Origin of the sequence: Streptomyces sp. S.PNR 29 (assembly GCF_030386795.1) — a bacterium.
Classification (GTDB): domain Bacteria; phylum Actinomycetota; class Actinomycetes; order Streptomycetales; family Streptomycetaceae; genus Streptomyces.
This window is the reverse complement of record NZ_JANUQM010000002.1, coordinates 637,350-658,888: the sequence shown is the minus strand read 5'-3', so window position 1 is coordinate 658,888 and position 21,539 is coordinate 637,350. Positions and strand designations below refer to the sequence as shown.

The 21,539-nt window shown below is 71.5% G+C and carries 25 protein-coding genes; 10 read left to right on the top strand and 15 right to left on the bottom strand.

The genetic code is table 11. From position 1 onward, the window contains the following. Positions 1-214 precede the first annotated feature (214 nt). From NW895_RS07645 to NW895_RS07635, 3 genes are all read left to right on the top strand, one after another. Positions 215-874: an ATP-binding protein gene (locus tag NW895_RS07645; RefSeq protein ID WP_289934560.1), complete on the top strand. Its 660-nt coding sequence runs from the start codon at positions 215-217 to the stop codon at positions 872-874. Next, a complete protein-coding gene (locus tag NW895_RS07640) occupies positions 871-1,305 on the top strand; it encodes a hypothetical protein (protein WP_289934559.1) in 435 nt (144 codons plus the stop codon). The genes NW895_RS07645 and NW895_RS07640 overlap by 4 nt, the downstream gene beginning before the upstream one ends. A gap of 325 nt (positions 1,306-1,630) precedes the next feature. After that, complete coding sequence (locus NW895_RS07635; RefSeq protein WP_289934558.1) at positions 1,631-3,565, top strand: ABC transporter ATP-binding protein; 1,935 nt, start codon at positions 1,631-1,633, stop codon at positions 3,563-3,565. Between the two features lie 30 nt (positions 3,566-3,595). Here the strand turns inward: NW895_RS07635 and NW895_RS07630 are convergent, their stop codons facing one another. From NW895_RS07630 to NW895_RS07610, 5 genes are all read right to left on the bottom strand, one after another. Next, complete coding sequence (locus NW895_RS07630; RefSeq protein ID WP_289934557.1) at positions 3,596-3,778, bottom strand: hypothetical protein; 183 nt, start codon at positions 3,776-3,778, stop codon at positions 3,596-3,598. Positions 3,779-4,025: 247 nt separating this feature from the next. Then, entirely contained in the window at positions 4,026-5,423 is a 1,398-nt protein-coding gene (locus tag NW895_RS07625) for an amidohydrolase (RefSeq protein WP_289934556.1), read from the bottom strand. Between the two features lie 66 nt (positions 5,424-5,489). Beyond that, complete coding sequence (locus NW895_RS07620; protein ID WP_289934555.1) at positions 5,490-7,373, bottom strand: FUSC family protein; 1,884 nt, start codon at positions 7,371-7,373, stop codon at positions 5,490-5,492. A 166-nt stretch (positions 7,374-7,539) separates the two neighbouring features. Next, positions 7,540-8,328 (bottom strand): nucleotidyltransferase domain-containing protein, encoded by a 789-nt coding sequence (locus tag NW895_RS07615; RefSeq protein ID WP_289934554.1) that lies wholly within the window; start codon positions 8,326-8,328, stop codon positions 7,540-7,542. 63 nt (positions 8,329-8,391) lie between these two features. Next, positions 8,392-8,607, bottom strand: a complete 216-nt coding sequence (locus NW895_RS07610; RefSeq protein ID WP_354670075.1) for a DUF397 domain-containing protein — start codon at positions 8,605-8,607, stop codon at positions 8,392-8,394. A gap of 236 nt (positions 8,608-8,843) precedes the next feature. Here NW895_RS07610 and NW895_RS07605 point away from each other — a divergent pair, with 236 nt between their 5' ends. The 3 genes from NW895_RS07605 to NW895_RS07595 all read left to right on the top strand — a co-directional run bounded on the left by NW895_RS07605 (position 8,844) and on the right by NW895_RS07595 (position 10,910). Further along, on the top strand, positions 8,844-9,806 hold the full coding sequence (locus NW895_RS07605) for an expansin EXLX1 family cellulose-binding protein (protein WP_289934553.1): 963 nt from the start codon (positions 8,844-8,846) through the stop codon (positions 9,804-9,806). Between the two features lie 172 nt (positions 9,807-9,978). Then, positions 9,979-10,401 carry a RidA family protein gene (locus NW895_RS07600; RefSeq protein WP_289934552.1) on the top strand — a complete coding sequence of 141 codons (423 nt, stop codon included), beginning with the start codon at positions 9,979-9,981 and terminating at the stop codon, positions 10,399-10,401. Then, on the top strand, positions 10,398-10,910 hold the full coding sequence (locus tag NW895_RS07595; RefSeq protein ID WP_289934551.1) for a GNAT family N-acetyltransferase: 513 nt from the start codon (positions 10,398-10,400) through the stop codon (positions 10,908-10,910). Before NW895_RS07600 ends, NW895_RS07595 begins: the two co-directional genes overlap by 4 nt. Here the strand turns inward: NW895_RS07595 and NW895_RS07590 are convergent. Next, positions 10,859-11,578: an aspartate/glutamate racemase family protein gene (locus NW895_RS07590; protein ID WP_289934824.1), complete on the bottom strand. Its 720-nt coding sequence runs from the start codon at positions 11,576-11,578 to the stop codon at positions 10,859-10,861. The two genes, NW895_RS07595 and NW895_RS07590, sit on opposite strands and share 52 nt — an antisense overlap. A gap of 5 nt (positions 11,579-11,583) precedes the next feature. Further along, entirely contained in the window at positions 11,584-13,044 is a 1,461-nt protein-coding gene (locus NW895_RS07585) for an NCS1 family nucleobase:cation symporter-1 (protein ID WP_289934550.1), read from the bottom strand. 136 nt (positions 13,045-13,180) lie between these two features. Between NW895_RS07585 and NW895_RS07580 the strand changes: the two genes are divergently transcribed. Continuing rightward, the gene (locus NW895_RS07580) at positions 13,181-13,855 is read left to right on the top strand and encodes a GntR family transcriptional regulator (RefSeq protein ID WP_289934549.1); all 675 of its coding nucleotides are present in this window, start codon (positions 13,181-13,183) and stop codon (positions 13,853-13,855) included. On the opposite strand, the gene pip is transcribed toward NW895_RS07580, so the two are convergent. Genes pip through NW895_RS07565 form a run of 3 tightly spaced genes read right to left on the bottom strand, consistent with a single transcriptional unit; the run spans position 13,852 to position 16,497 of the window. Further along, complete coding sequence (pip, locus tag NW895_RS07575; protein ID WP_289934548.1) at positions 13,852-14,832, bottom strand: prolyl aminopeptidase; 981 nt, start codon at positions 14,830-14,832, stop codon at positions 13,852-13,854. The two genes, NW895_RS07580 and pip, sit on opposite strands and share 4 nt — an antisense overlap. A 36-nt stretch (positions 14,833-14,868) precedes the next feature. Further along, entirely contained in the window at positions 14,869-15,588 is a 720-nt protein-coding gene (locus NW895_RS07570) for a uracil-DNA glycosylase (RefSeq protein ID WP_289934547.1), read from the bottom strand. A gap of 33 nt (positions 15,589-15,621) precedes the next feature. Continuing rightward, complete coding sequence (locus NW895_RS07565) at positions 15,622-16,497, bottom strand: NAD(P)-binding domain-containing protein (protein ID WP_289934546.1); 876 nt, start codon at positions 16,495-16,497, stop codon at positions 15,622-15,624. Between the two features lie 157 nt (positions 16,498-16,654). Here NW895_RS07565 and NW895_RS07560 point away from each other — a divergent pair, with 157 nt between their 5' ends. Together NW895_RS07560 and NW895_RS07555 are read left to right on the top strand one after the other, a co-directional pair. Then, on the top strand, positions 16,655-17,032 hold the full coding sequence (locus NW895_RS07560) for a helix-turn-helix domain-containing protein (protein ID WP_289934545.1): 378 nt from the start codon (positions 16,655-16,657) through the stop codon (positions 17,030-17,032). A gap of 72 nt (positions 17,033-17,104) precedes the next feature. Then, a complete protein-coding gene (locus tag NW895_RS07555; protein ID WP_289934544.1) occupies positions 17,105-17,725 on the top strand; it encodes an RNA-binding S4 domain-containing protein in 621 nt (206 codons plus the stop codon). A gap of 91 nt (positions 17,726-17,816) precedes the next feature. Here the strand turns inward: NW895_RS07555 and NW895_RS07550 are convergent, their stop codons facing one another. From NW895_RS07550 to NW895_RS07540, 3 genes are all read right to left on the bottom strand, one after another. Continuing rightward, positions 17,817-18,254 (bottom strand): DoxX family protein, encoded by a 438-nt coding sequence (locus NW895_RS07550; protein WP_289934543.1) that lies wholly within the window; start codon positions 18,252-18,254, stop codon positions 17,817-17,819. 129 nt (positions 18,255-18,383) lie between these two features. Next, the gene (locus tag NW895_RS07545; protein ID WP_289934542.1) at positions 18,384-19,064 is read right to left on the bottom strand and encodes a class I SAM-dependent methyltransferase; all 681 of its coding nucleotides are present in this window, start codon (positions 19,062-19,064) and stop codon (positions 18,384-18,386) included. 95 nt (positions 19,065-19,159) lie between these two features. Further along, positions 19,160-20,062 (bottom strand): acyltransferase domain-containing protein, encoded by a 903-nt coding sequence (locus NW895_RS07540; protein WP_289934541.1) that lies wholly within the window; start codon positions 20,060-20,062, stop codon positions 19,160-19,162. Positions 20,063-20,155: 93 nt separating this feature from the next. Here NW895_RS07540 and NW895_RS07535 point away from each other — a divergent pair, with 93 nt between their 5' ends. Further along, complete coding sequence (locus NW895_RS07535) at positions 20,156-20,419, top strand: DUF6343 family protein (RefSeq protein WP_289934823.1); 264 nt, start codon at positions 20,156-20,158, stop codon at positions 20,417-20,419. 13 nt (positions 20,420-20,432) lie between these two features. On the opposite strand, the gene NW895_RS07530 is transcribed toward NW895_RS07535, so the two are convergent. Together NW895_RS07530 and coaE are read right to left on the bottom strand one after the other, a co-directional pair. Next, entirely contained in the window at positions 20,433-20,813 is a 381-nt protein-coding gene (locus tag NW895_RS07530; protein ID WP_289934540.1) for a tetratricopeptide repeat protein, read from the bottom strand. 49 nt (positions 20,814-20,862) lie between these two features. Further along, complete coding sequence (gene coaE / locus NW895_RS07525) at positions 20,863-21,483, bottom strand: dephospho-CoA kinase (protein WP_289934539.1); 621 nt, start codon at positions 21,481-21,483, stop codon at positions 20,863-20,865. Positions 21,484-21,539 lie beyond the last annotated feature (56 nt).

Sequence of the window (21,539 nt, the reverse complement as noted above, 5' to 3'; positions counted from 1 at the left end):
CGACGGGAAGTCGACGGGCCCACCGCGAAAGAATGCTGACAGCCCGGCGGCGCCATTCGAAGATCTTTTCGAAAATCCGGTCGGACCTTCGGCGATCTCAACTGGCGCCGCTCGACGTGCTGTTGCGAGCAGTGTGCCACGGCCCCTCACCGCGTCACACAGCACTCTGCAATTTTCAGAGTGACACTTGCCAAGTGTTCACTGCACGGCGATAGTGGCAAGCGTGATTCCGCCCGCGCCCTTAGGAACAGACGCCGCCGCAGGCCGCCGCGGCCTCGGTGCCACCACGGCAGCCCATCCCTCCGGGCCCGCTGCCGAGCGCCGGTTCCGCTTCGAGCTGGCCGCTCATCCGGGCTCTCCCGCCCAGGCCAGGCACCTGACGCGGGCCCGGCTGACCGGCTGGTCGGTGTGCGAGGACACCTGCGACACCGCGGCCCTGGTGGTCTCTGAGCTGGTCACCAACGCGATCGTGCACACGGCGAGCCGCCACATAGTGTGTGAGGTGCACGACAGTGACGACCTGGTGCGCATAGCCGTGCGCGACGAGGGCTGCTCACCCGGCCAGCCGCAGACCTCGGCCCGTCAGCGGCCCGAGGAGGAGCACGGGAGGGGACTGCTGCTCGTCGACGCGCTGTGCCATGCCTGGGGTGCCCAGGAGCACGGTCCCGGACTGCTCGTCTGGGCCGAGCTGCCGCGCGAGACCGACGCTCCCCGCGACCCGTGCGCGCCCCACGACGACCTGGGCTGGGGCGCCCGCCCGAAGCCGGGCCAGTCCGGCGGCACGGACGACCGCGACGAGACGGAAGCGCGGCACGGAACGGCGGCCGTGGGGGTCCCCCCGAGCGAGCCGAGCCGCGATCGGGGGAGGGTGTGAGGGCCGCGTCCGGCGCCCGGGTCCTCAGTCTGGACACCCTGGTCCGCCTCCAGCGCGGACGGCACACGCCGGCGACGCCGCTCCGGCTGCCCGTGCCGGACGGCATGACGGCCCCGCTGGGCTGCGACGCGGTGGCGGTACCCGCCCGCTTCGGCCCGCTGCTGCTGCCCCGGCTGCCGCGCGTGGGATGCGTCTACGCCGACGAGGCGCACTGGTGGTGGATCGTTCCGTCCGACTCCGACTACGCCCTTGAGTGGCCCGCGCCCGCCCACTACACCACCGGCGCGATCGTCCCGGACGCCCCAGGTGTCCCGGCCCTGATCCACCGCCCCGACGGCACCGTCCCCTACACCCCGCCGATCCCGCTCTACCTGGCCCTGTGCCGGGTGACGGGGACTGCGCCGGGGTGGTCGCGGGCGGTCAGCGCGTAGGGGCCTGCCGGGAGGGCGCACTGGTGCCGACCGGGGCGTCTGTCGGGCGGAGCGCACGTTCGGCTGACGACGCCCCCCCGATCCAGAGCGCACTGCCAGCCAACAAGCCCCCGCGCGCAGCGCGCGCCCCCTCACGGCGGCTCTCGGTCGGTTCACGCGCCCCCATCGCACCTCTCCCCCACCCGCGCGCCCACTTCCGCGGCGCCTCTCGCCCCCCTCCTCCGGCGTGCGCCCGCGCGCTTCCGCCTCCCCGCACTGCGCCCTGCCCCGGGGAGGTCCGCCGCCGCGATAGTGGCCGTTCGTCCACGATCGGGGGAGGTCGACGGTGGGGAAGAAGCCGGGCGCGCCGGAGACGTCGGAGTCGGAGCGGCTGTTGTTCGGGGGGCCGCTGCGCTACGACATGGGCTGGAACCAGCACGCCGACGCGTTCCTGGAACTGAACTTCCGGGCCATGATCACCCGGCTGCCGTCCCTGCTGGCGTCCAGCCTGCGGCTCGCCCGGCAGGCCGACAGACGCGCCGCGCGCACCGTGCTGGCCGCGGAGGCGGGCCGGGGTGTGGCGCAGGCGGTGAGTCTGCTCGCGGTCAACAGCGTGCTGGGCCGGCTGATGGCGGGCGGTCCGATCGAGGACCGGCTGCGCGGAGCCGTCCCCGCGCTGGTCACCGTGGCTGCCGTGATGCTGGTCGCGGCGCGGCTGCGGGCGGCGACGACGTACGCCACCGGGCGTCTGGAGCCCAAGGTGGAGCGGGTGGCGACGGAGCTGTACCTGGAGCGGGCGGCGGCCGTGGAACTGGCCGCGATCGAGGACCACGCCTTCCACAAGCTGCTGGACACGGCCCAGTACGGCGCCGCCTCGGCCCGCCGGATGATCATGTACGGGACGCGTGTGATCAACGCGATGATCTCGCTGGTCGCGGCGGCCGGCGTGCTGACCGTGCTGCACCCGGCGCTGCTCCCGCTGCTGGTGACGATGACGCTGCCGAGCGCGTGGAGCGCGCTGACCGTCGCACGGCGGCGTTACGAGTCCTTCCACGCCTGGGTGCAGCACGCGCGCGCGGGGCGGCTGCTCGGCAACCTGCTCATCGAGCCGGAGGCGGCCCCCGAGATCCGCGTCCACGGGGTGGGCGCGTTCCTGCTGCGGCACTTCCGCGCCATGTCGGAGACGGCGGAGGCGGAGCAGGCGCGGCTGGCCCGGCTGGCGGCCCGTACGGGCCTGTTCGCGGCGGCGTGGACGGGCCTGGCGACGGTGGCGACGTACGCCACGCTCGGCGGGCTGCTGCTGGCGGGCGCGATGGCGCTGTCGGTGGCGGGGACGGCCGTGATCGCGATCCGCACGGGCTCGCAGAGCCTGGACACGCTCGTCGTGGAGGTCAACGCGCTGCACGAGGAGGCCCTGTTCGTCGGCGATCTGCAGCGGCTGTACACCGAGGCGGCCGAGCGGGCGATCCCCGTCGGCGGGAAGCCGCTGCCCGAGGAACCGAAGGAGATCCGCTTCCAGAACGTCACGTTCCGTTACCCGGGCGACTCCGCCCGTCCCGCCCTCGACGACGTCACCCTCAGCCTGCCGCTCGGCCGGATCGTGGCGCTCGTCGGCGAGAACGGCTCCGGCAAGACGACCCTGGTCAAGCTGCTCGCGGGGCTGTACACCCCGGACCGGGGCAGCATCCTGTGGGACGGCGTCGACGCGGCGACCGCGGACCGGCGGGAGCTCGCCGACCGCATCGCGATGGTGGCGCAGGACTTCAAACGGTGGCCGTTCACGGCCCGTGTGAACGTCGCGATCGGCCGCTCCTCGGCACCCATGGACGAGGCGCGTCTGGCCGGCGCGATCGCCGAGGCCGGCGCCACGGACGTGGTGGCGGACCTGCCGCGGGGCCTGGACACGCTGCTCGCCCGCAACTTCAGCGGCGGGCACGAGCTGTCCGGCGGCCAGTGGCAACGGCTCGGCATCGCCCGCGCCGCGTACCGGCGCGGGCGCATCCTCATCGTCGACGAGCCGACGGCGGCCCTGGACGCCCGGGCCGAGCTGGAGGTCTTCGAGAAGATCCGCGCCCTGGCCGACAGCGGCCAGACCGTCATCCTCATCACGCACCGTCTGGCGTCCGTGCGCCACGCGGACCTGGTGCACGTCCTCGACCAGGGACGGCTCGTGGAGTCCGGAACCCCCGACGAGCTCCTCGCCACCGGTGGCGTCTACGCGGAGCTGTACTCCCTCCAAGCGGACCAGTTCACGAAGGTGCCCGCCCCCAAGGCGGGCTGAACCGCATGCCGGGCCCTCCCCGGCGACGGCTCAGGCGACGGCGTCACCGGGAGCGTCGCTCCGCACGATCACCAGGAACATGTCCGTCGCGAGGTCCATGACAACCTCGGCGGGCAGGCCCTCCAGACGCCGCGCCTGCGCGAACTCCTCCGCCGGCCACGACCCGCGCGGCCCACCTGCGGGAAAGCTCGCGAGCACCGTTCGCCCGTTCACCCTGCACCTCCATGTAGCGCTGTCCTCGTAGAGTTAAACGCCAACCATGGGGTGAACGCCTCGTGTAGTGACGGTACTGAGACGTAGTTGACATTTGTTCACCCGTAAGTGTGAGGAGCGTCTCAGCTTATCGCCCGGTTCGCTCACGCTGTGTCGTCACTCCGGCGCCCTTCGTCATGTCGCGTGAACCCACCTCATCGCAGCCGCCTCAGTAGCCGACGCACGCCTCTGAGGCAGGAGTCCGTGCTCACGTGTCGTATTCCTGGATACGCCGGCCGTGGCTGCGGTCCACGAGCGCCGGCAGCCGCTCCCCCAGCTCCCGGACCACCGCGGGCACGTCCAGCGTGAGCAGTTCCCGGTCGCGCATGAGGACCCGCCCGTCGACGATCGTCGTGCGGACGTCGGCGGAGCGGGCGCTGTGCACCAGGGTGGCGGCGAGGTCGTGGACGGGCTGGGTGTGCGGGCCGGTGAGGTCGACCAGCACGATGTCGGCCCGTCGGCCCGGCGCGATACTGCCGACGACGTCACCGAGCCCGACCGCGCGGGCGCTCTGCAGTGTGGCGTGGTGCAAGGCCTGCCGGGAGGTCAGCCACCGCGGGTCGCCCTCGGTGGACTTCTGGATGAGGGAGGTCAGCGCCATCGACTCCCACACGTCCAGGGAGTTGTTGGAGGCGGCGCCGTCCGTGGCGAGTCCGACGGGGATGCCGAGGTCGCGCAGGGCGCGGACGGGGGTGGTGGTGGGCCAGGCGAACTTGAGGTAGCCGCGGGGCGCGGTGGCCACGGCCGTACGTCCTCCCGCGCGCGCGAGGACGGGCAGGTCGCGGTCGACGATGCCGGTGCCGTGCGCGATGAGTACGTCCGTGTCGAGGATGCCGGTGCGCCGCAGGACCTCGATCGGCGTGACGCCGTGCCGGGCGAGACTGGTGTCGGTCTGGTCGCGGTTCTCGGCGGCGTGGATGTGCACGGGCAGACCGTGCTCGCGGGCGAGGTCCGCGGTGGCGGTGAGGTCGTCGTCGTCCACGGTGTAGGGGGCGTGCGGGGCGAGAGCGGTGGTGATGCGGCCACCCGCGCCACCCCGGTGCCGTAGGGCGAACTCAAGTGAGGTCTCCCGGCCTCGCGGCCCCTGCGAGGAGAAGTAGGCCTCCCCCAGGTGGGCCCGCAACCCGCACTCGGCGACGACGGCTGCGACCGCGTCCATGGCGAAGTAGTGGTCCGCGAAGCAGGTCACGCCCCCGCGGATCATCTCGGCACAGGCCAGCCGGGCCCCCAACTCGACGTCCCGCTCGCTGAGGTTGGACTCGACGGGCCAGACGACGTCGTTGAACCACTCCTCGGTGGGCAGGTCCTCGGCGAGACCGCGCAGCGCGACCATCGGCGCGTGGGTGTGGCAGTTGATCAGCCCGGGCAGGGCGACCTGCCCGCGCGCCTCGACGCGTTCGGCGGCGGCGAGATCGCCGGCCGCGGCGGCGGTCGTCACGGACTCGACGACCCCGTTCCGTACGACGACGGCCGCGTCCTCCTCGAACCCGATCCGCTCGTCACCGTCGTGCACGAGGACGGTGCATCCGGTGATGACGAGGTCGGCGGGAGCCGCGGTTGCGGGAAGGCCGGTTCCGGGAAGGTCGGTTCCGGGAAGGTCGGTCATCACGTCAACGTACGACGCGGTCGCCGTACCACGTGGGCCGAACCGCACAATGCTCCGCGCCCGGCACTACCCGGCGAGCGGCAGCTCGGGCAGTCGCAGTTCCGCGCGGTCGCGCCGCTTGGTGAGTTCGTCGCGCAGCTGGGCGAGCTGCTCGGTGTGCCGGGGCGAGAGCCGGCCGGTGTCGTCGAGGTGCACGGCGCACGCGGTGATGGTGTCGACGAGCCGTTCGAGCGTGGCGGCGATCTCGTCCGCGCCCTCCGTGTGCCGGGCGAGCGCGGGGAGTTCGGCGGAGGCGAGGGCGATCGCGGCACGGGCCTCGGCGAGCCTCCGGTAGGCCTCACGGCGCAGGGTCCAACGGGTGGCGCGGTCGTCGGACTCGCTCAGCACGTGCGCCAGGTACGCCTGGGCAGCGCCGCTCGCCGCCGCGAGCCGGGCGCGCACGCCCCCGCCCCGATGCCCCGGCATCGGCAGATGTCCGGCGCCCAGCACGATCGCGCAGGCCAGCAGCGTCTCGCCGATCCGGCTGGCGGAGGCCTGCGGCTCACCCCCGACCATCACCAGGGCGAGGACGAGGACGGTGACGACGGCGGTCTGGGCGGCGAAGTGCCGCGTGGCGACGGGGATGAGCGCCCCGCTGAGGGCCACCAGCGCGATGAGCCCCTCCGGCCGGGGCAGCACGGCGGCGAACCCGGCGAAGACGAGCGCCCCCAGAACCGTCCCGGCCGCGCGGTTCAGCACGCGGGAGGCGAGCGGCCCGAGGTCGGGCTTGACGAGGAAGACGGCGGTGGCGGGCAGCCAGTACCAGTGCTCGTGCTGCCCGTACCAGTGGGTGTGGTGCAGCGCCTGGGAGACGGCGACGCTCACCCCGAAGCAGAGGGCGACGCGCAGCCCGTACTCCCGCCCGCCGTCGCCGAGGACGGTACGGACCCGGTCCCTCACCGAACGCCGGCGCGTGTGCAGGTCGCCGCCTCCCTTGGTCCCTCCCTTGGCCCCTCCCTCGGCCCGGTCGAAGGCTTCGGCGGCGTGCAGGAGGGCGTCGTCGAGGGCGCGCAGGGCGGGCGCCGAGCGCATGGGCGCGGGCAGCGGCCCGGTAGGGGTGTTGCCGCGTACGGCCGCTGCCAGGCGCCGGGGGCCTTCGGACGCGCGCGCGGGCAGGGGGTCCCCCGCCCAGGCGAGCGCGGTCGCGGCCTCGGCGAGCGGCAGCGCCGCGGCGTACTGCGTGTGCAGCCGCCGCTCGGCCGCGGAGCTGGCGTACCGCCGCAGCCGGGGCCCGGTGAGCGCGTCCTGCGCGTGATCCAGGGCGGCGGTCAGCGCGGCACGCCGGGCGATGGCCTGCTCCGTACCGGCCGCGTCGAGCAGCGTGGCGATGGCGTCGTACACGTCGGCGACGGCGTCCCGCTCCCCGTCGAACCGGAAGTCCCCGGCGATGGCCCCGGGCGTGGGCAGCACCAGCCGCAGCCCGAGCAGCCACCCCGCCCCGGTGAGGAAGACCAGGGCACGCGCCCACCCGGCCTCGGGCAACGGCATCCCGGCCCCGACGGCCGCGGCCACGAGGAGCTGCGTACCGGCTGCGGAGGCGACGGGCCCGACGGCACTGACGCCACCGGCGACGAGCCCGAGACCCGTGAGGAGCAGCGTCAGCGGTACGGCTCCGGTGTGCTCCCCCGCATACGTGCCGACGAACATCCCTGCCGCCCCCGCCAGCGCGGGCACCCCGATCCGCTTCACCGACGCCCGCCGGCTGCCCGGCCGGTCGTTGATCCCGGCGAGCATGGCGGCGATCGCGGCGACGACGCCGAGGGAGGTGCGGCCGGCGAGCACGGAGGCCAGCAGCAGTGGCCCGGCCGCCAGCGCCCCCCGCGTCACCGCACTCCAGGGCACCGGCCCACGCTGGGCACGGAGTGCGTGGGCGAGCCAGGGCGGAAGGTGCAGGGCGGCGGGGCGGGACACGGGGCTCCTGTCGTCTCGTCGAGGGCAGGGGTGAGCCTTCGGGCGACGGTGGCCGGGCTGTGGGGTGTGAGGTCTCCACGGTAGGCGGCGTTCCCCGGGGCGATGGAACGGCCGTGTTTCCGGGAGGTGACGATCGGCTGGAGGGGTGTGTTCTTTATGAACGCAATCACTCGGTGACCGCGCCTCGCCGGGCGGCCTTAACGGCTCGCCCGCACAGCGCTTCCGCCTCCGCCACGGACTGGGCGAGAGCATCCGGATCCGGCGCGAGCTTCCCGACGATGCCGTCGACTTCGCGCAGCCCGGCCCTCTCGACAAGCCCCTTGTCGTTGGTGACCCACTCCCCGCGCGCCGCCAGCACCGCGTGCGCCGTCTGCGTCGCGGCGAGCGCGATCGCGCCGGCCACCTGGGTGAGGGCGCCCTTCGGGGCGTGGCCGGCCTTTGCGTAGGCGAGGGTCGCGGTGGCCATGCCGTACCAGCGCTCGGGGGCGGTCCTGCGCAGCGCCTCCGGATAGGCGGGGCGAGGCAGTTCGCCCCGCAGCACCTCGTTGATGGCGAGTTCGGCGACGATCAGGTAGGTCGGGATGCCCGCCAGGTGGAACATCAGTGGCTCGATCCGGAAGCGTCCCTGCTCGGCCTGCGCGAGCTCGTGCTCGACCACTTCGAGGTCGCGGTAGTGCACGTCGACCCGTCGCCCGTCGATCGTCAGCCACCCGCCCCCGTTGAACACACCTCCACCCCAACCGCCGACCTCGGAGACCTCGCCCTCCCACCCGAGGGCCCGGAGGTCGGCGGGGTCGAAGGGCCCGCGGTAGTAGACGGCCAGGTCCCAGTCGCTGCCGGGGCCGTGGGTGCCCTGGGCACGGGAGCCGCCGAGGGCGACGGCCCGGACGGTGGGGAGGGCGGCGAGGCGGTCGGCGGTGGTGTCGAGGAAGGCGGGGTCGGTGAGGGAAGGCATGGTGTGGGCTCCAACCGGTCGGAGAGCCCCGTCAGGCACTGACCTGATGAGGGCTCTGCCCTGTCAAAGCGCCGCGAACCGCACAAACGCAGCCCAGGACCCGGACCGTATGGTCCGCGCGGGCCGGGCTGTGTCCTTCGGGTCGCGGACGTGCACTGCGTCAGGGCCAGCGGCGACTGCTACGCACTCGCCACCCGAACCCGTGCGGTAACTGCTTCTGAACCAAGCCGACTCGGCACGGACTGTCCGGGCTCTTCGACGTTCATCTCTCTCCAGCAACTTCTCGACGAGGGCGCTGACGGCTGTCCTTGTACGCCTCCACGTACGCGATCCTCTGCCCTTTCCGGGTCTCGATCAAGGTGAAGGGGCCTTCCGATCCACCATGCTCCTCTCACCGCGAACGCCCCGCCGCTGAATTCCCGGCAACCTTTGCGGCCCCTGCGACCACTGGTGAGTCGGAAGCGCGTGTTCTCGCGTACCCACGTACGGATCCGAAGGACGCAAAGGACTCACCCGTGGCATCCTCATCCCACCGCCGCCCCGTCCCCAGACGACGCAGGGCCCTCCTCTCCGCAGTCGCCGTGGCATCCGCGGGAATCCTCATAGCGTTGGTGATGGTGCTCCGTCCCGACGGCGAGCCCCGGACGGTGCAAGCCGCCGCCACGCCCGTCGCGAGCACCCGGCCGAGCGTGTCGCACTCGGCGCCGAAGCCGACGAGGCCGAAGCAGTCCACGGCGTCTGCGACCGCGACGCCCACCAAGACCACCCCGAAGCCGACCAAGACCCCCACCACATCGGGGGCGTGGCCCTCGCCCGCCCGCACCCCCGCGTCCACCTCGCGGCCGGCGTCCGGCACGGCGTCTCTGGCGGGGCGGATCAAGCCCGGTGTCACGTACAGCGGAGTCGCCACCCACTACGACGCCGCGGACGGCGACGGTGCCTGCCTGTACGGCCCGAGCCCCGACCTGATGGTCGCGGCGATGAACCACACGGACTACGAGACGGCCCAAGCGTGCGGGGCGTACATACAGGTCCGCGCGGCGAACGGCGCCTCCGTCACGGTGCGGATCACCAACGAGTGCCCCGAATGCGCACCCGGGCACGTGGACCTCAGCAAGCAGGCCTTCGCGAAGATCGCGGCCCTCTCCGCCGGCCGGATCCCGGTCACCTGGAGCCTGTTGAGCCCCAGCACGTCCGACACGGTCTCGATCCGCTACAAGACCGGCTCCAGCACCCACTGGTGCGGCATCCAGGCGCTCGGCCACCGCAACCCGCTGGCCCGGCTGGAGGTCAGCACCGGCGGCGGCTGGCGGCAGCTCACCCGTACCGAATACAACTACTTCCTCTCCGAGGACGGCACCGGCTGCGGCGGCCCTCTCAGGCTCACCGACATCTACGGAGAGCAGCTGACCGTCAACGGCATCGCCGTACGCCCGGACGCCGTCCAGGCGACCCGCGTCCAGTTCGCCCGGCACTGAAGCAGTCGCTGTTCAGCCGCGGCTGGAGCTTCTCCTGTGTGTGTACGAACGCCTGGCGGAACGCACGGAGTCAAGCCCCTCGCCTTCGGAGCACCGTGGAAAATCGGATGCGGACGCCGGCGGCCGGAACCGATGATCGGCAGGTTGACCCTTGCCTGCCCCAGGAGCCCCCGTGATCCAGCGCGTCACCGTGCCCGGTCTCTTTCCGCCGCCCACCTACTCGCATGCCTCGGTCGTGGAGGCCGGGACGAAGCTCGCCTTCCTCGCCGGGTCCGTGCCGCTGGACGCCGAGGGGAAGCTGGTCGGAGAGGGGGATCCGGTGCGGCAGGCCGAGCAGGTGATCGCGAATCTGACGGAGCAGCTGCGGGCGGTGGGCAGCGACCTGGCGCATGTGGTGTCGACCGACGTGTATGTCGTGAGCGGCGAAACGGCGGTGCTGTCGGCCGTCTGGGACGTCGTCGAGGGCTCCGGGCTCAGCGTCGGCCCGCATGCGTCGACGCTGATCGGGGTGGCGTGCCTCGGGTACACCGGCCAGCTGGTGGAGATCACGGCGACGGCCGTCGTACCGGCGGCACCACAGCAAGAGCGCCCGTGAGTCCCGAGCCGACGGTCCGGCTTCGCCGGGCGGCCGGTCAGGACGCCGCCGCCTCGGCCGATGTCTGGCTGCGTTCCTTCGCCGCCGCGCTGCCGGCCGTCGTGCGGCCCCGCTCCGATGACGAGGTGCGGGCGTACTTCCGGGACGTACTGGTGCCGCTGCGCGAGACGTGGGTCGCCGAGACGGCGGGCGACGGCGTCATCGGGGTGATGGTGCTCGATGAGGGGGAGTTGTCGCAGCTCTACCTCGCCCCCGAGTGGCGCGGCCATGGACTCGGCGACCGGTTCGTCGCGCTCGCCAAGCAGCGCCGGCCGCACGCGCTGAGCCTGTGGACCTTCCAGGTCAACAAGCCCGCCCACCGCTTCTACGAGCGGCACGGTTTCGTCGCCGTCGAGTGGACGGACGGCAGCGGGAACGAGGAGCGCGAGCCGGACGTCCGGTACCTCTGGCGTCCCGGTCACCCCACGGGTGGTCCCCACACCCGCCGCTTGGGCAACGGCTCGGCGTAACTCCCCACCTTGCTCGTGGTCAGCCCCAGCCCCACCAGCGACTCCGCCAGCTTCACCGCCGCGGCCACCCCGTCCACGACCGGCAGCCCCAGCTTGTCCCCCACGGCTCGCTGCAACCCCGTCATGCCTGCGCACCCCAGCACAAGCACCTCCGCCCCGGCCGCGCACGCCCGCTCGGCGGCCACCAGGAACGCGGCCTCGGTCCGCTCACCGTCAGCGAGGTCCAGCACGTTCAGGCCCGTGCCGACCACGGCGGCGCAGTTCCGCCCGACCCCGGCCGTCTCCAGACTGTCCTCGATCTGCCCGCACGACCGCTCCAGGGTGGTGACGACGCCGTACCGCCGCCCCAGCAGGCAGGCCAGATGCGCGGCGGCCTCGGTGATGTCGACGACCGGCACGTCCACCAGTTCCCGTACGCCCTCCCGCCCGTGCTCCCCGAAGCCGGCCATGACGACCGCGTCGTACGCCGGACCGTCGTACGTCCGCAGCGTGTCGATGACCGCCGCGGCCGACAGATAACTGTCGAGCCAGCCCTCCGCCGACTGGGGCCCCCAGGCCGGGGTCAGCCCGATCACGGTGGTGCCCGGACCTGCGGCGGCCCGGGCACCTCGTACGATCTCCTCGGTCATCTCCTGCGTGGTGTTGCAGTTGGTGACGACGATCCGCACTCCGCTCATACCTCCGCGGGCTCGGGAGCCCTGCGCTCACTCCGGCACAGGACCAGGTACAGCCCGGCCGCCAGGGCCGTTCCGATGAACCACGAGTACGGCGCCACGTCGCTGAACGTCTTCACCAGCGCGAGCACCGCCGCGACCGCCGCCGACGGCAGGAACGCCCACAGCGCCTTGGGGTTGACGCCCTTGCGGTAGTAGTAGCGGGAGCCGGGATCGGCGTTGAAGAGCTGGTCGACGTCGATACGGCCCCGCTTGATCCAGTAGTAGTCGACCATGATCACGCCGAACAGCGGGCCGAGGAAGGCGCCGAGACCGCCCAGGAAGTAGTTGACGACCGTGGGGTTGGAGAAGAGGTTCCAGGGGGTGACGACCAGCGCCGCGACCGTGCTGATCATGCCGCCGACCTTGAAGGTGATCTTCTGCGGCCAGACGTTGGCCAGGTCGTAGGCCGGCGAGACGAAGTTGGCGACGATGTTGACGCCCATGGTGGCGATGGCGAACGTCAGCGCGCCCAGCACCAGCACCCACGTGTTGCCGATCTCCGCGACCAGGTAGGCGGGGTCGGTGATCTCCTTGCCGAACACCTCGAAGGCGCCGGCCGTCACGACGACCGACACGATCACGAAGGCCGTGGAGTTGACCGGCAGACCCCAGAAGTTGCCCCGCCTGACCGTCTTGTAGTCGGGCGCGAAGCGGGAGAAGTCGCAGAAGTTGAGCATCAGCGTGCCGTAGGTGGCGAGGACGAGGCCGATCGCGCCGAACCACTGGCGCCACTGCTCTCCGACGGAGACGGGGTGCGGGGTGGAGGTGAGCGAGATGGTCCAGCCCGCCTTGGCGAGAATCCAGACGGCGAGCGCGATCATCACCAGCCAGATGGCCGGACCGCAGAAGTCCTGGAACTTGCGCACCGACTCCATGCCCCGGCTGATGATCAGCGCCTGGATCACCCACAGGGCGATGAAGGACACCCAGCCGAGCGCGTCCAGGCCCAGGAAGGAGCTGTGCGTCCAGGACTTCAGGTCCGGGAAGGCCGCCAGCAGCATCACGTTGACGGCGACGGAGGCGAGGTAGGTCTGGATGCCGTACCACATGATGGCGATGACGGCCCTGATCAGCGCCGGGATGTTGGCGCCCCACACACCGAAGGCGATGCGGCTGACGACCGGGAAGGGCACACCGTGGCGCTGCCCGACCTTCCCCATCCAGTTCATGCCGATGTAGATGATCACGAATCCCACGAGCAGGGAGGTGAAGATCTGCCAGACGTTCATGCCGAGGAAGAGCAGTCCGGCGGCGAAGGTGTAGTTGCCGAGGTTGTGGACGTCGGACATCCACATGGCGAAGAGGTCGAAGACCTTCCAGTTGCGCTTGCGGGCGGGCGCGAGGTCTTCGTTGGTGAGCCGGGGATCGGGGACGAACGCTGGTGTGCCGGTGGCTTCGGCACGGTCGGCGAGGGACACGGGGCCTCCACGAACAGGGGGACGGGGGGCGGCAGCCGTTTGGTATACCAAACTGCCGACATGGTCCTCCCGTCAAGCGTTCGGACAGATATCGCTGCTGTTAACGCTTCGTAAAACGCGCGCCGGGTCGGCGAAGATGGCTTCCATGACGAAGATCGAACCCCTCGGAGCAGTGCGTGAACGCGTCCTGGCCGAGCTGCGGCAGGAGATCATCGCGGGCCGCCTCCGCCCGGGCGACCGATTGGTCGAGCGAGACCTGGCCGACCGTTACGGGGTCTCCCGGGTCCCGGTCCGCGAGGCGATCCGCGCGCTGGTCGCCGAGGGGTTCGTCCACTTCGAGACGCCGCGCCGCGCGGTCGTCCGCCGGCTCACCCCGACCGACGTCAAGGAACTCTTCGAACTGCGCGAAGCGCTGGAGGTCTACGCGGCCGGACTCGCCGCGGCCCGCGCGACCCCCCAGGGCCTGGCCGAGGTCGAAGAACTCCTCGACCTCGCAGCCACCGCGACCGAGGCAGGGGACGCCGAGGCGATCACCGACATCAACAGCCGCCTCCACGACCGCATCGTGGCGATGTCCGGCAACACGCTGCTGACAGCCGCCCTGGAACCGGTCGCCGGCCGCCTGCGCTGGATGACCCGACGGAACGAGGAGTGGCCCCAACTCCTCATAGAACACCGCGAGTTGTACGAGGCGATCGCCTCAGGCGATCCGGAGCGCGCCCGCGCGCACGCGCTGGCCCACGTGCAGACCAACTACCGCTCGACGGTACGGCAGTTGTTCGGCGAGGACAGTTCCGGCGAGGACCGCTAGGACGAGGAACCGCGTCGGCGAACGGCGTACTTGTCCGTCGCCGCCACCAGCGCCTCGCCCACTCCGGGCGCCCCCGCGTCGTGCCCGACCTCATCGACGACGACCAGTTCGCTGCCGGGCCAGGCGTGATGCAGCCGCCAGACGATGCCGAGCAGGTTGCCGAAGTCGAGGCTGCCCTGGACCAGGGTGCCGGGGATGTCCTTGAGCAGGTACGCGTCGCGCAGGACGACGCCCTCGTCGTTGCCCTCGCCCATGAAGTGGTCGTTGCCGAAGTAGTGCGTGACCATGCGCGCGAAGCCCATACGGAAGACGGGGTCCTCGAAACGCTTCACCGACCGTGGCGGCGCGGGGATGGTCGCCGTCTCCCAGTCCGTCCAGGCACGCGCCGCCCGCGCCCGCACCTCGGGGTCGGGCGACTCCAGCAGCCGGTTGTACGCGGCGGCCGGGTTCCCGTCGCGCTCGCCCTCCGGCAGTGCGGCGAGGAACCGCTCGAAGGCCTCCGGAAAGATCTTCCCCAGCCCCCTGGTCAGCAGGGCCACCTCCGCGTTCGAGCCGGTCGCGACCCCCGTCAGCACCAGTTCGGACACGACACCGGGATGCGTCTGCGCGTACCGCAGCCCCAGCACCGACCCCCACGACACGCCCCACACCAGCCACCGCTCGATCCCCAGGTGCGCTCGCAGCAGCTCCAGGTCGGCGATGACATGAGCGGTCGTGTTGACGCTCATGTCGGTGTCGTACGCGCTCGCGAGCGGTGTCGACAGTCCACAGCCACGCTGGTCGAGCAGCACGATCCGGTACGCGGCCGGGTCGAAGAGCCGCCGGAAGTACGGGGTGCAGCCGGACCCGGGCCCGCCGTGCAGTACCACCGCCGGCTTGCCGCGCGGGTTCCCGCAGACCTCCCAGTACACGCGGTTGCCGTCACCGACGTCGAGCATTCCGTGGTCGTACGGTTCGATCTGCGGATACAGGCCCATCCGGGCACGGTACGTCCGTACCGCCGCACGGTCGCCTCATTTTCCCGTGGCACCGGCGGGCCCCGTGGGCAGCCCCGCCGCCTCCGCCGCCGTGCGCAGCACCTCCCGGAGCATCTCGGGCGTGAGCCTGCCGGTGAACGTGTTGCGCTGGCTGACGTGGAAGCATCCGAAGAGGTCGAGGCCGTCGAGCGAGACCCGCGCCCCGTGCGCGAAGGCGGGCCGCGGCCTCGGTATCTTCCATCCCGCCTCGGCGAGCGCGGGCAGCGCGGCCTGCCAGCCGAAGGCGCCGAGCACGACCACGGTCCGCAGCGTCGGCCGCAGCAGCCTCAGCTCCTGGACGAGCCACGGCCGGCAGGTGTCCCGCTCCTCGGGAGTGGGCTTGTTGGCGGGCGGGGCGCAGTGCACCGGCGCCGTGACGCGCACGCCGCGCAGCTCCAGACCGTCGCCGGCGGACACCGAGGTGGGCTGTGACGCGAGGCCCACGTCGTACAGCGCCCGGTACAGGACGTCCCCGGAGCGGTCGCCGGTGAACATCCGGCCCGTGCGGTTCCCGCCGTGAGCCGCCGGCGCGAGCCCCACGATCAGCAGTCGCGCGTCCGACGGCCCGAACCCCGGCACCGGCCGGCCCCAGTACGCCCAGTCGGCGAAGGCGGCACGCTTGGTACGGGCGACCTCCTCACGCCAGCCGACCAGCCGCGGACAGGCCCGGCAGTCCGCGATCCGCTGATCGAGCCCGGCGAGGCTGCTGCTCTCCATGCCTCCACGGTAGGGCCACCGCGATCAGGCCCCTCAGCCCGGCTGCCTGATGCTCTCGATGATGCGGGCGAAGCCTTCCGCTCCACGGCCCGCGTCGACCTGGCGTCGTATGAGCCGCTGGACCATGTCGACCACCTCAGTGCTGATGCCCTGGTCGGAACTGGCGGCCAGTAGGTCACCGAGGTCGGAGAACGCGAGGCTCTGCTGCCCCGCAACGGTGTAGTCCCCGCCGTCGATGACCGCGGCGAACCCCTGGAAGGCGCCGGTCATGGCGGTCAGCCAAGGTGCGGCCATCGCAGCGAACTCGCCCGCCGTCACACCGGCCGGCGCCACCATGGCGGCCCCGTGCAGGAATCCGGCGAACATCACGTACATGCCCGCGAGGAGCGCGAGGTCGTGCAGCGCCGCCAGCCCCGCATCCTCGCCGAAGTAGGTACTGGTTCCCCAAAGATCGAGCAGCGGCTCGTACTGACGGAAGACGTCCGCCGATCCGCTGTAGAGGACCGACGCCCCGGGCTGACCGATCATGTGCGGTACGGCCATGATGCCGCCGTCCAGATAGGCCACCCCGGCACGGGCGGCCCAGGCGGCCGTCTCCCGTGACTGAGCCGGTGTCGTCGTGGTGACGTTGATCAAGGTCCGCCCGGCCAGCTCAGGGGAGAGCGGATCGAGCACCTCATGGACCGACGCGTGGTCCAGCAGGCATGCGATCACCAGCTGTCCGGCACGGACCGCGTCGCCCGCTGTGGCAGCCGCCTGCGCGCCCTGCGCAACGAGGTCGTCCGCCTTTCCCGGTGAGCGGTTCCAGACCGTTGTCGTGTACCCGGCCTTCACCAAGGCAGCTGCCAGGGCGCTTCCCATCGCCCCCAGCCCGAGAACACTCACCTGGGCGCTGTGGTCGGTTGTCATGTGTGGGCTCCCCCTCGTCCTTGTCAGCCCGCCTTTGCCGGCACTTCGTTCGACCTGATCCTCTCCGCTGCCGTTAGGGTTGACCAGTACGGACTAATTAGTGAGGTACTCACCTTCTGGTAAGTACGGTGGTAGATACGGCTCGAAGGGGGGCGGGATGGCACCGTCGGCACGACGTGGGCCTTACTTCTGCGGCATCGACGCGGCGATGGACGTGGTCGCCGGCAAGTGGAAGTCACTGATCCTCTGGGAACTGCACCACTACGGCACGCGCCGGTTCGCCGAGCTTCGACGCGGTCTGCCCGGCGTCAGCGAGAAGATGCTGGTTCAGCATCTGCGGGAGATGGAAGAAGACGGGCTCGTGCATCGCGAGGTGTACCGCGAGGTGCCTCCGAAGGTCGAGTACTCCCTGACGGAGCATGGTGTCTCACTCAACGCCGCCCTGGCTTCCCTGGGAGAATGGGGCACTGAACGCATGCGGCGGATCGGGGCCGAAAAGGTCTCCGTCGACGTTGACTCGGCAGAGCGGCGGTAGAAATGAATCCGGCGGACCGTGAACACGGTGCTGTGGCAACGGTGCCGCGCAAAAGACTCTAAGGTCAGGGGCATGGCTTCCGAGCGTGACGCGTACAGGGGCGACAACGAGAACGCCGGGGCGGCCGACGTCGGGGCCGCTGACCGGAGGTCCGCCGACGCCAAGGCCGAGGGCCCGAAGGGCTCGGACTCGAAGGCCGCCGGCCCGAAGGCCGAGGAACCGAAGGGCGAGGACCCGAAGATCGCCGCCGCGGTGGCCGCCGCCGAGGCAGCCGGTCCCAAGAACGGCGAGAACGTCCGCATCGACAGCTGGATCTGGGCCGTACGTCTGGTCAAGACGCGCTCCATCGGCGCGACCGCCTGCCGGGGCGGCCATGTCCGCGTGAACGGCGAGCGTGTGAAGCCCGCCCACTCCGTACGCGTGGGCGACGAGGTGCGCCTGCGCCATGAGGGCCGGGAACGGGTGGTCGTCGTCAAACGGCTGATCCGTAAGCGGGTCGGCGCCCCGGTCGCGGCCCAGTGCTACATCGACAACTCTCCCCCTCCCCCGCCCCGCGAGGCCGTCGCCCCCATCGGCATCCGCGACCGCGGCACGGGCCGCCCGACCAAGCGGGACCGGCGCGAAATCGAACGCCTTCGGGGGTTGGGAGGGCCGGGCGGGCCGGGCGGAGCGTTCGGAAAACCGAGGCCGTGAGGGGGCCTCCCCCCTCCCCCTCCCCCTCCCCCTCCTCCCTCCCTCCCCGACAGGCCACATGACCGGCGGCCCGACCAACAGCTCGCCCCCATCAGCCCCGTCGTCGCACCAGCCGCAGCAGCTCCGCGTTGTTCCCCCGCCGCGCCCAGGCGATGAGGAGGAGCGGCACCATCAGGATGAGCGGCGTCGCCGCGTACTGCCCGTCGAAGACGGCGAGCTGGACGACGAACGCGCCCACCATCAACGCGCTCAGCGCGACCGCCGCCACCGACTGCAGCACCGGTGTCAGGAGCGCAACCGCCCCGGCCAGTTCGAGCACGCCGATGATGTACATCCCCGTGCTGCCCCAGCCGATCTTGTCGAACGACTCGACCGCCGACGAGTGCGCGATCAGCTTGGGCAGGGCACTCGCGATCCCGAAGACGAGCGCGAGCAGCACCTGCAGCACGCGCAGGGCGATCCGGGCGGCTCGCCGGCTGGCGGACGGAGCGGAGGTGGTGGAGGTGGCGGAAGCGGTGGTCTCGGACATGGAGGTCTCCTTGGGGAAGCGGTCCGTGGTGCTGTCACAGAGGGAGACCGCCCCTCGCCCACGAACTCATCGCTTCCCAGCCGGATTTCTCCATGGCGTGCTACGACCTGCTGTTCCGAACGAACCCGCTCAAGCCACCGGAACCGCCCTCACCCATGTCCGGTCCTCCGTCAGATACCGGTCCACCCTCAGACCCGCCTCCCCCAGCGCCTCCTCGAACTGCTCCTTCGTCAGCGGCCGCGCCAGGAACGTCTGTGTCCAGGTCGCGTCCGGGAACTCGTACTCGGCGTACACCGAGTTGACCCCGTCGCCGACCGGCTCCGCCGACACGATCCGCACGGTGAAGCCGCTGGGGTCGACCCGCTCACGGGGCAGGTTGGTGTGGTAGTCCTCGCCCTCCCGCTGGATGAGGACGCAGCCGCCCTCCGCGACATGCCGTACGCAGGTGCGTAGCAGACCCCGCCGCACGTTGGCGTCCCCGGCGTGCACGAGGAACGACGCGAGCATCACGACGTCGAACCTCTCGTCCAGGTCGAGGTCCTCGATGGGGCTGCATATCGTCCGTGTCCCCCGGACGCGCTTGAGCATCTCGGCGGACTCGTCCACAGCCGTCACCCTGAATCCCCGGTCCAGCAGCGCGTGAGTCACCCGTCCCACGCCGCTGCCGAGTTCCAGGATGTGCGCGCCCGCGGGCACGGCCGCGGCGATGATGTCCGGCTCGGCTGCGACGGGCAGGCGTGAGTAGAGCTCGACCGCGCAGCCGTCCGGGGTGATCGGCCCGGGCCCCGTCCCGTGGTATCCCGCTCGCATCTTCATCTCCATGCCCGTTCAACGGGCCCGGCCCGCACGCCCGTTCCCGCGGGAGGCGGGTTCACCCGACCGAGTGACGAGCGACGGATCGCGGGTCACAGTGGAAACCAGCCGTGCCCGATGTACCAGTGGCCGCCCGCCCGCAGATGGTCCCCCACGGCACGTTCCACCGAGGTGCGCCGCGGCAGGCTTTCCACCGGCAGGTCGGGGTCGCCGAACACGAACCGGATCGGTTCGGTGTCGGCGGGCTCGGTGTCCTCGTGGGCCGTCCGGAAGCGTTCCTGGAACCGGAGGATGTTGGAGTGCTCGGGCAGGTATCGCCTGAGCTGGCGGTCGAGCAGCCAGGAGTGGCACGTCGCGACGCGTTGCCGCTCCTCGGGAAAGTGCCGGACGAAGAACTCCCGGGCCAGCGTGAGGGACCGGTCGCAGGCAGCCGGTGACAGTGGTCCGCTGCAGTCGGGGATGTGCAGGTTCAGGCACGGCGTGCCCGGGGCCACGTCCAGTCCGGCCGCGGCGATGCCCTGCCCCGTGCGCTGCCCGAGCCGTGCCCGCTGGAACTGCAGTCGCCCCAGCTGGTACAGCTCCCCGCGGAAGTGGAGGGTGAGCCATCGCGGCGTCTTCATTCCTGCCCCACCCGTCCGCCGGCGGTGAGCCGCGATGTTCCGTCCCAGGTCGGCGAGGGTGCGCCGGGTGACATCGGCGGGGATGCCGCGCTCGCGGTGGTAGGCGCGCGTGTGCGGCAGTGCGGCGACGAACACGTACGCGGGGAAGTAGGGTCCCAGCGCCGCCGGAGCCTCGGTGAGGCGCTCGTCGAGCCGGACCTCTCTGCCGATCTCCCCGATGTCCCGCAGCAACTCCTCGACGCATTCCTTCAGAAGCCGCATGGTCCCGGCGTCCGAGACGAGCGTCCGCCGTAGTGCGACCATGTCGTTGATGTCCTCGTGGGGTACCGCGAGGTCGAGCAGGATCTCGGGCAGTTCGTCGGTGTCCGGCAGCACGGCTCGGTGTTCCCCCTTGGCTCGACCGCTTCAGTGACCGCTTTGGTACGCGTCCGCTCGAAGAGTACGTTGCAAGCAGGAGTGGTGGTCATGATGCGTACGGGCAGTGAGCCGGTCACCGCACGCAGTGCGCTGCGGGCACGTCTGTGGCTGAGCATCTGGGGAGCGGTCTGGGCGATCGTGGGAACGACGGTGTTCGCGCTCGTCGGGCGCCCCGGGTGGGCGGCTGCCTGTGGAGTGCTGTGGCTGGTGATCACCGTCGACCTGGCCGTGATCGTCAGGCATATCCGGCAGGGCCCGCACTACCAGCCGGGCCCGGACGTCCCGCCGTACCGGCCGCCGGACGTCCGCCCGTAGGGTGGGCCGGCCTTCATGAGTCGAAGCGTGCTCGCTGCAGGTACTGCGGGTTGGGGTCGAGGGCCGCTGCCAGCCGGAAGTGGCGCCTGGCCTGGTCGGGGCGTCCCTGGCGTTCGTAGGTGCGGGCGAGTGCGAAGTGCGCGAAGGCGTTGTCCGGCTCGCGTTCCAGGACGATGGTGAACTCCAGCTCGGCGGGCCTCAATTGTGCGGCTGCGAAGAAGGCTCGCGCGCGCAGCAGTCGCGCGGCGGTGTTCTCCGGGTGCGCGGCGATGACTCCGTCGAGCAGCTTCACCGCGCCCCGCGGGTCCCGTGCGGCGAGCAGTTGCTCGGCGGCACGGAAGTCGATGACGTGCGTCTCCGGAGTGCGTCCGGTGGAACCGCTGGTCTCGGGCACGGCAGAGTCCTTCCCTCGCTGGAGGGGTTCAACGCCCTGAGGGGTATCGCTATTCCGCAGGTGGCTGCTGGGACGCGTGTGCCCTGCGGTGGAGCTCGGCCCACACTTCCTTGACGCGCTGCTCCAGCCGCTCCAGGGGTACGTCGTTGTCGATGACGATGTCCGCGATCTTCAGGCGCTGCTCGCGCGTCGCCTGGGCGGCCATGCGCGCGCGTGCGTCCTGCTCGGTCATGCCGCGCAGCCGTACCAGCCGGTCGAGCTGGGTGGTGGGGGGAGCGTCGACGACGACCACGACGTCGTACAGCGGGGCCAGGCCGTTCTCGGTGAGGAGGGGGACGTCGTGGACGACGACGGCGTCCTCGGCGGCCGCCTCTTCGAGCTCGCGGGAGCGGGCGCCCACCAGGGGGTGGACGATCGAGTTGAGGACGGCCAGCTTTTCCGGGTCGGCGAAGACGATCGAGCCCAGCGCGGGCCGGTTCAGGGTGCCGTCCTCGGCGAGTATCTCCTCACCGAAGGCCTCGACGACCGCGGCGAGGCCGGGGGTGCCCGGCGCGACGACTTCGCGTGCGATGCGGTCGGCGTCGATCAGTACGGCTCCGCACTCGACGAGCAGCCGTGACACCTCGCTCTTGCCGGCGCCGATCCCGCCGGTCAGGCCTACCTTCAGCATGAGCGGAAGCTTAGGGCCTGTCCGTGACACGGACCCGGCGGGAGGCCGGACCGGCG

Excerpts from the sequence above, each read along its gene's own strand:
- NW895_RS07550 (WP_289934543.1), bottom strand. The coding sequence starts at position 18,254 with ATGTCCGAGACCACCGCTTCCGCCACCTCCACCACCTCCGCTCCGTCC.
- coaE (WP_289934539.1), bottom strand. The coding sequence starts at position 21,483 with ATGCTGAAGGTAGGCCTGACCGGCGGGATCGGCGCCGGCAAGAGCGAG.
- NW895_RS07615 (WP_289934554.1), bottom strand. The coding sequence starts at position 8,328 with ATGCCTTCCCTCACCGACCCCGCCTTCCTCGACACCACCGCCGACCGC.
- NW895_RS07570 (WP_289934547.1), bottom strand. The coding sequence starts at position 15,588 with ATGGAGAGCAGCAGCCTCGCCGGGCTCGATCAGCGGATCGCGGACTGC.
- pip (WP_289934548.1), bottom strand. The coding sequence starts at position 14,832 with ATGGGCCTGTATCCGCAGATCGAACCGTACGACCACGGAATGCTCGAC.
- NW895_RS07555 (WP_289934544.1), top strand. The coding sequence starts at position 17,105 with ATGGCTTCCGAGCGTGACGCGTACAGGGGCGACAACGAGAACGCCGGG.
- NW895_RS07545 (WP_289934542.1), bottom strand. The coding sequence starts at position 19,064 with ATGCGAGCGGGATACCACGGGACGGGGCCCGGGCCGATCACCCCGGAC.
- NW895_RS07565 (WP_289934546.1), bottom strand. The coding sequence starts at position 16,497 with ATGACAACCGACCACAGCGCCCAGGTGAGTGTTCTCGGGCTGGGGGCG.
- NW895_RS07625 (WP_289934556.1), bottom strand. The coding sequence starts at position 5,423 with ATGACCGACCTTCCCGGAACCGACCTTCCCGGAACCGGCCTTCCCGCA.
- NW895_RS07560 (WP_289934545.1), top strand. The coding sequence starts at position 16,655 with ATGGCACCGTCGGCACGACGTGGGCCTTACTTCTGCGGCATCGACGCG.
- NW895_RS07535 (WP_289934823.1), top strand. The coding sequence starts at position 20,156 with ATGCGTACGGGCAGTGAGCCGGTCACCGCACGCAGTGCGCTGCGGGCA.
- NW895_RS07580 (WP_289934549.1), top strand. The coding sequence starts at position 13,181 with ATGGCTTCCATGACGAAGATCGAACCCCTCGGAGCAGTGCGTGAACGC.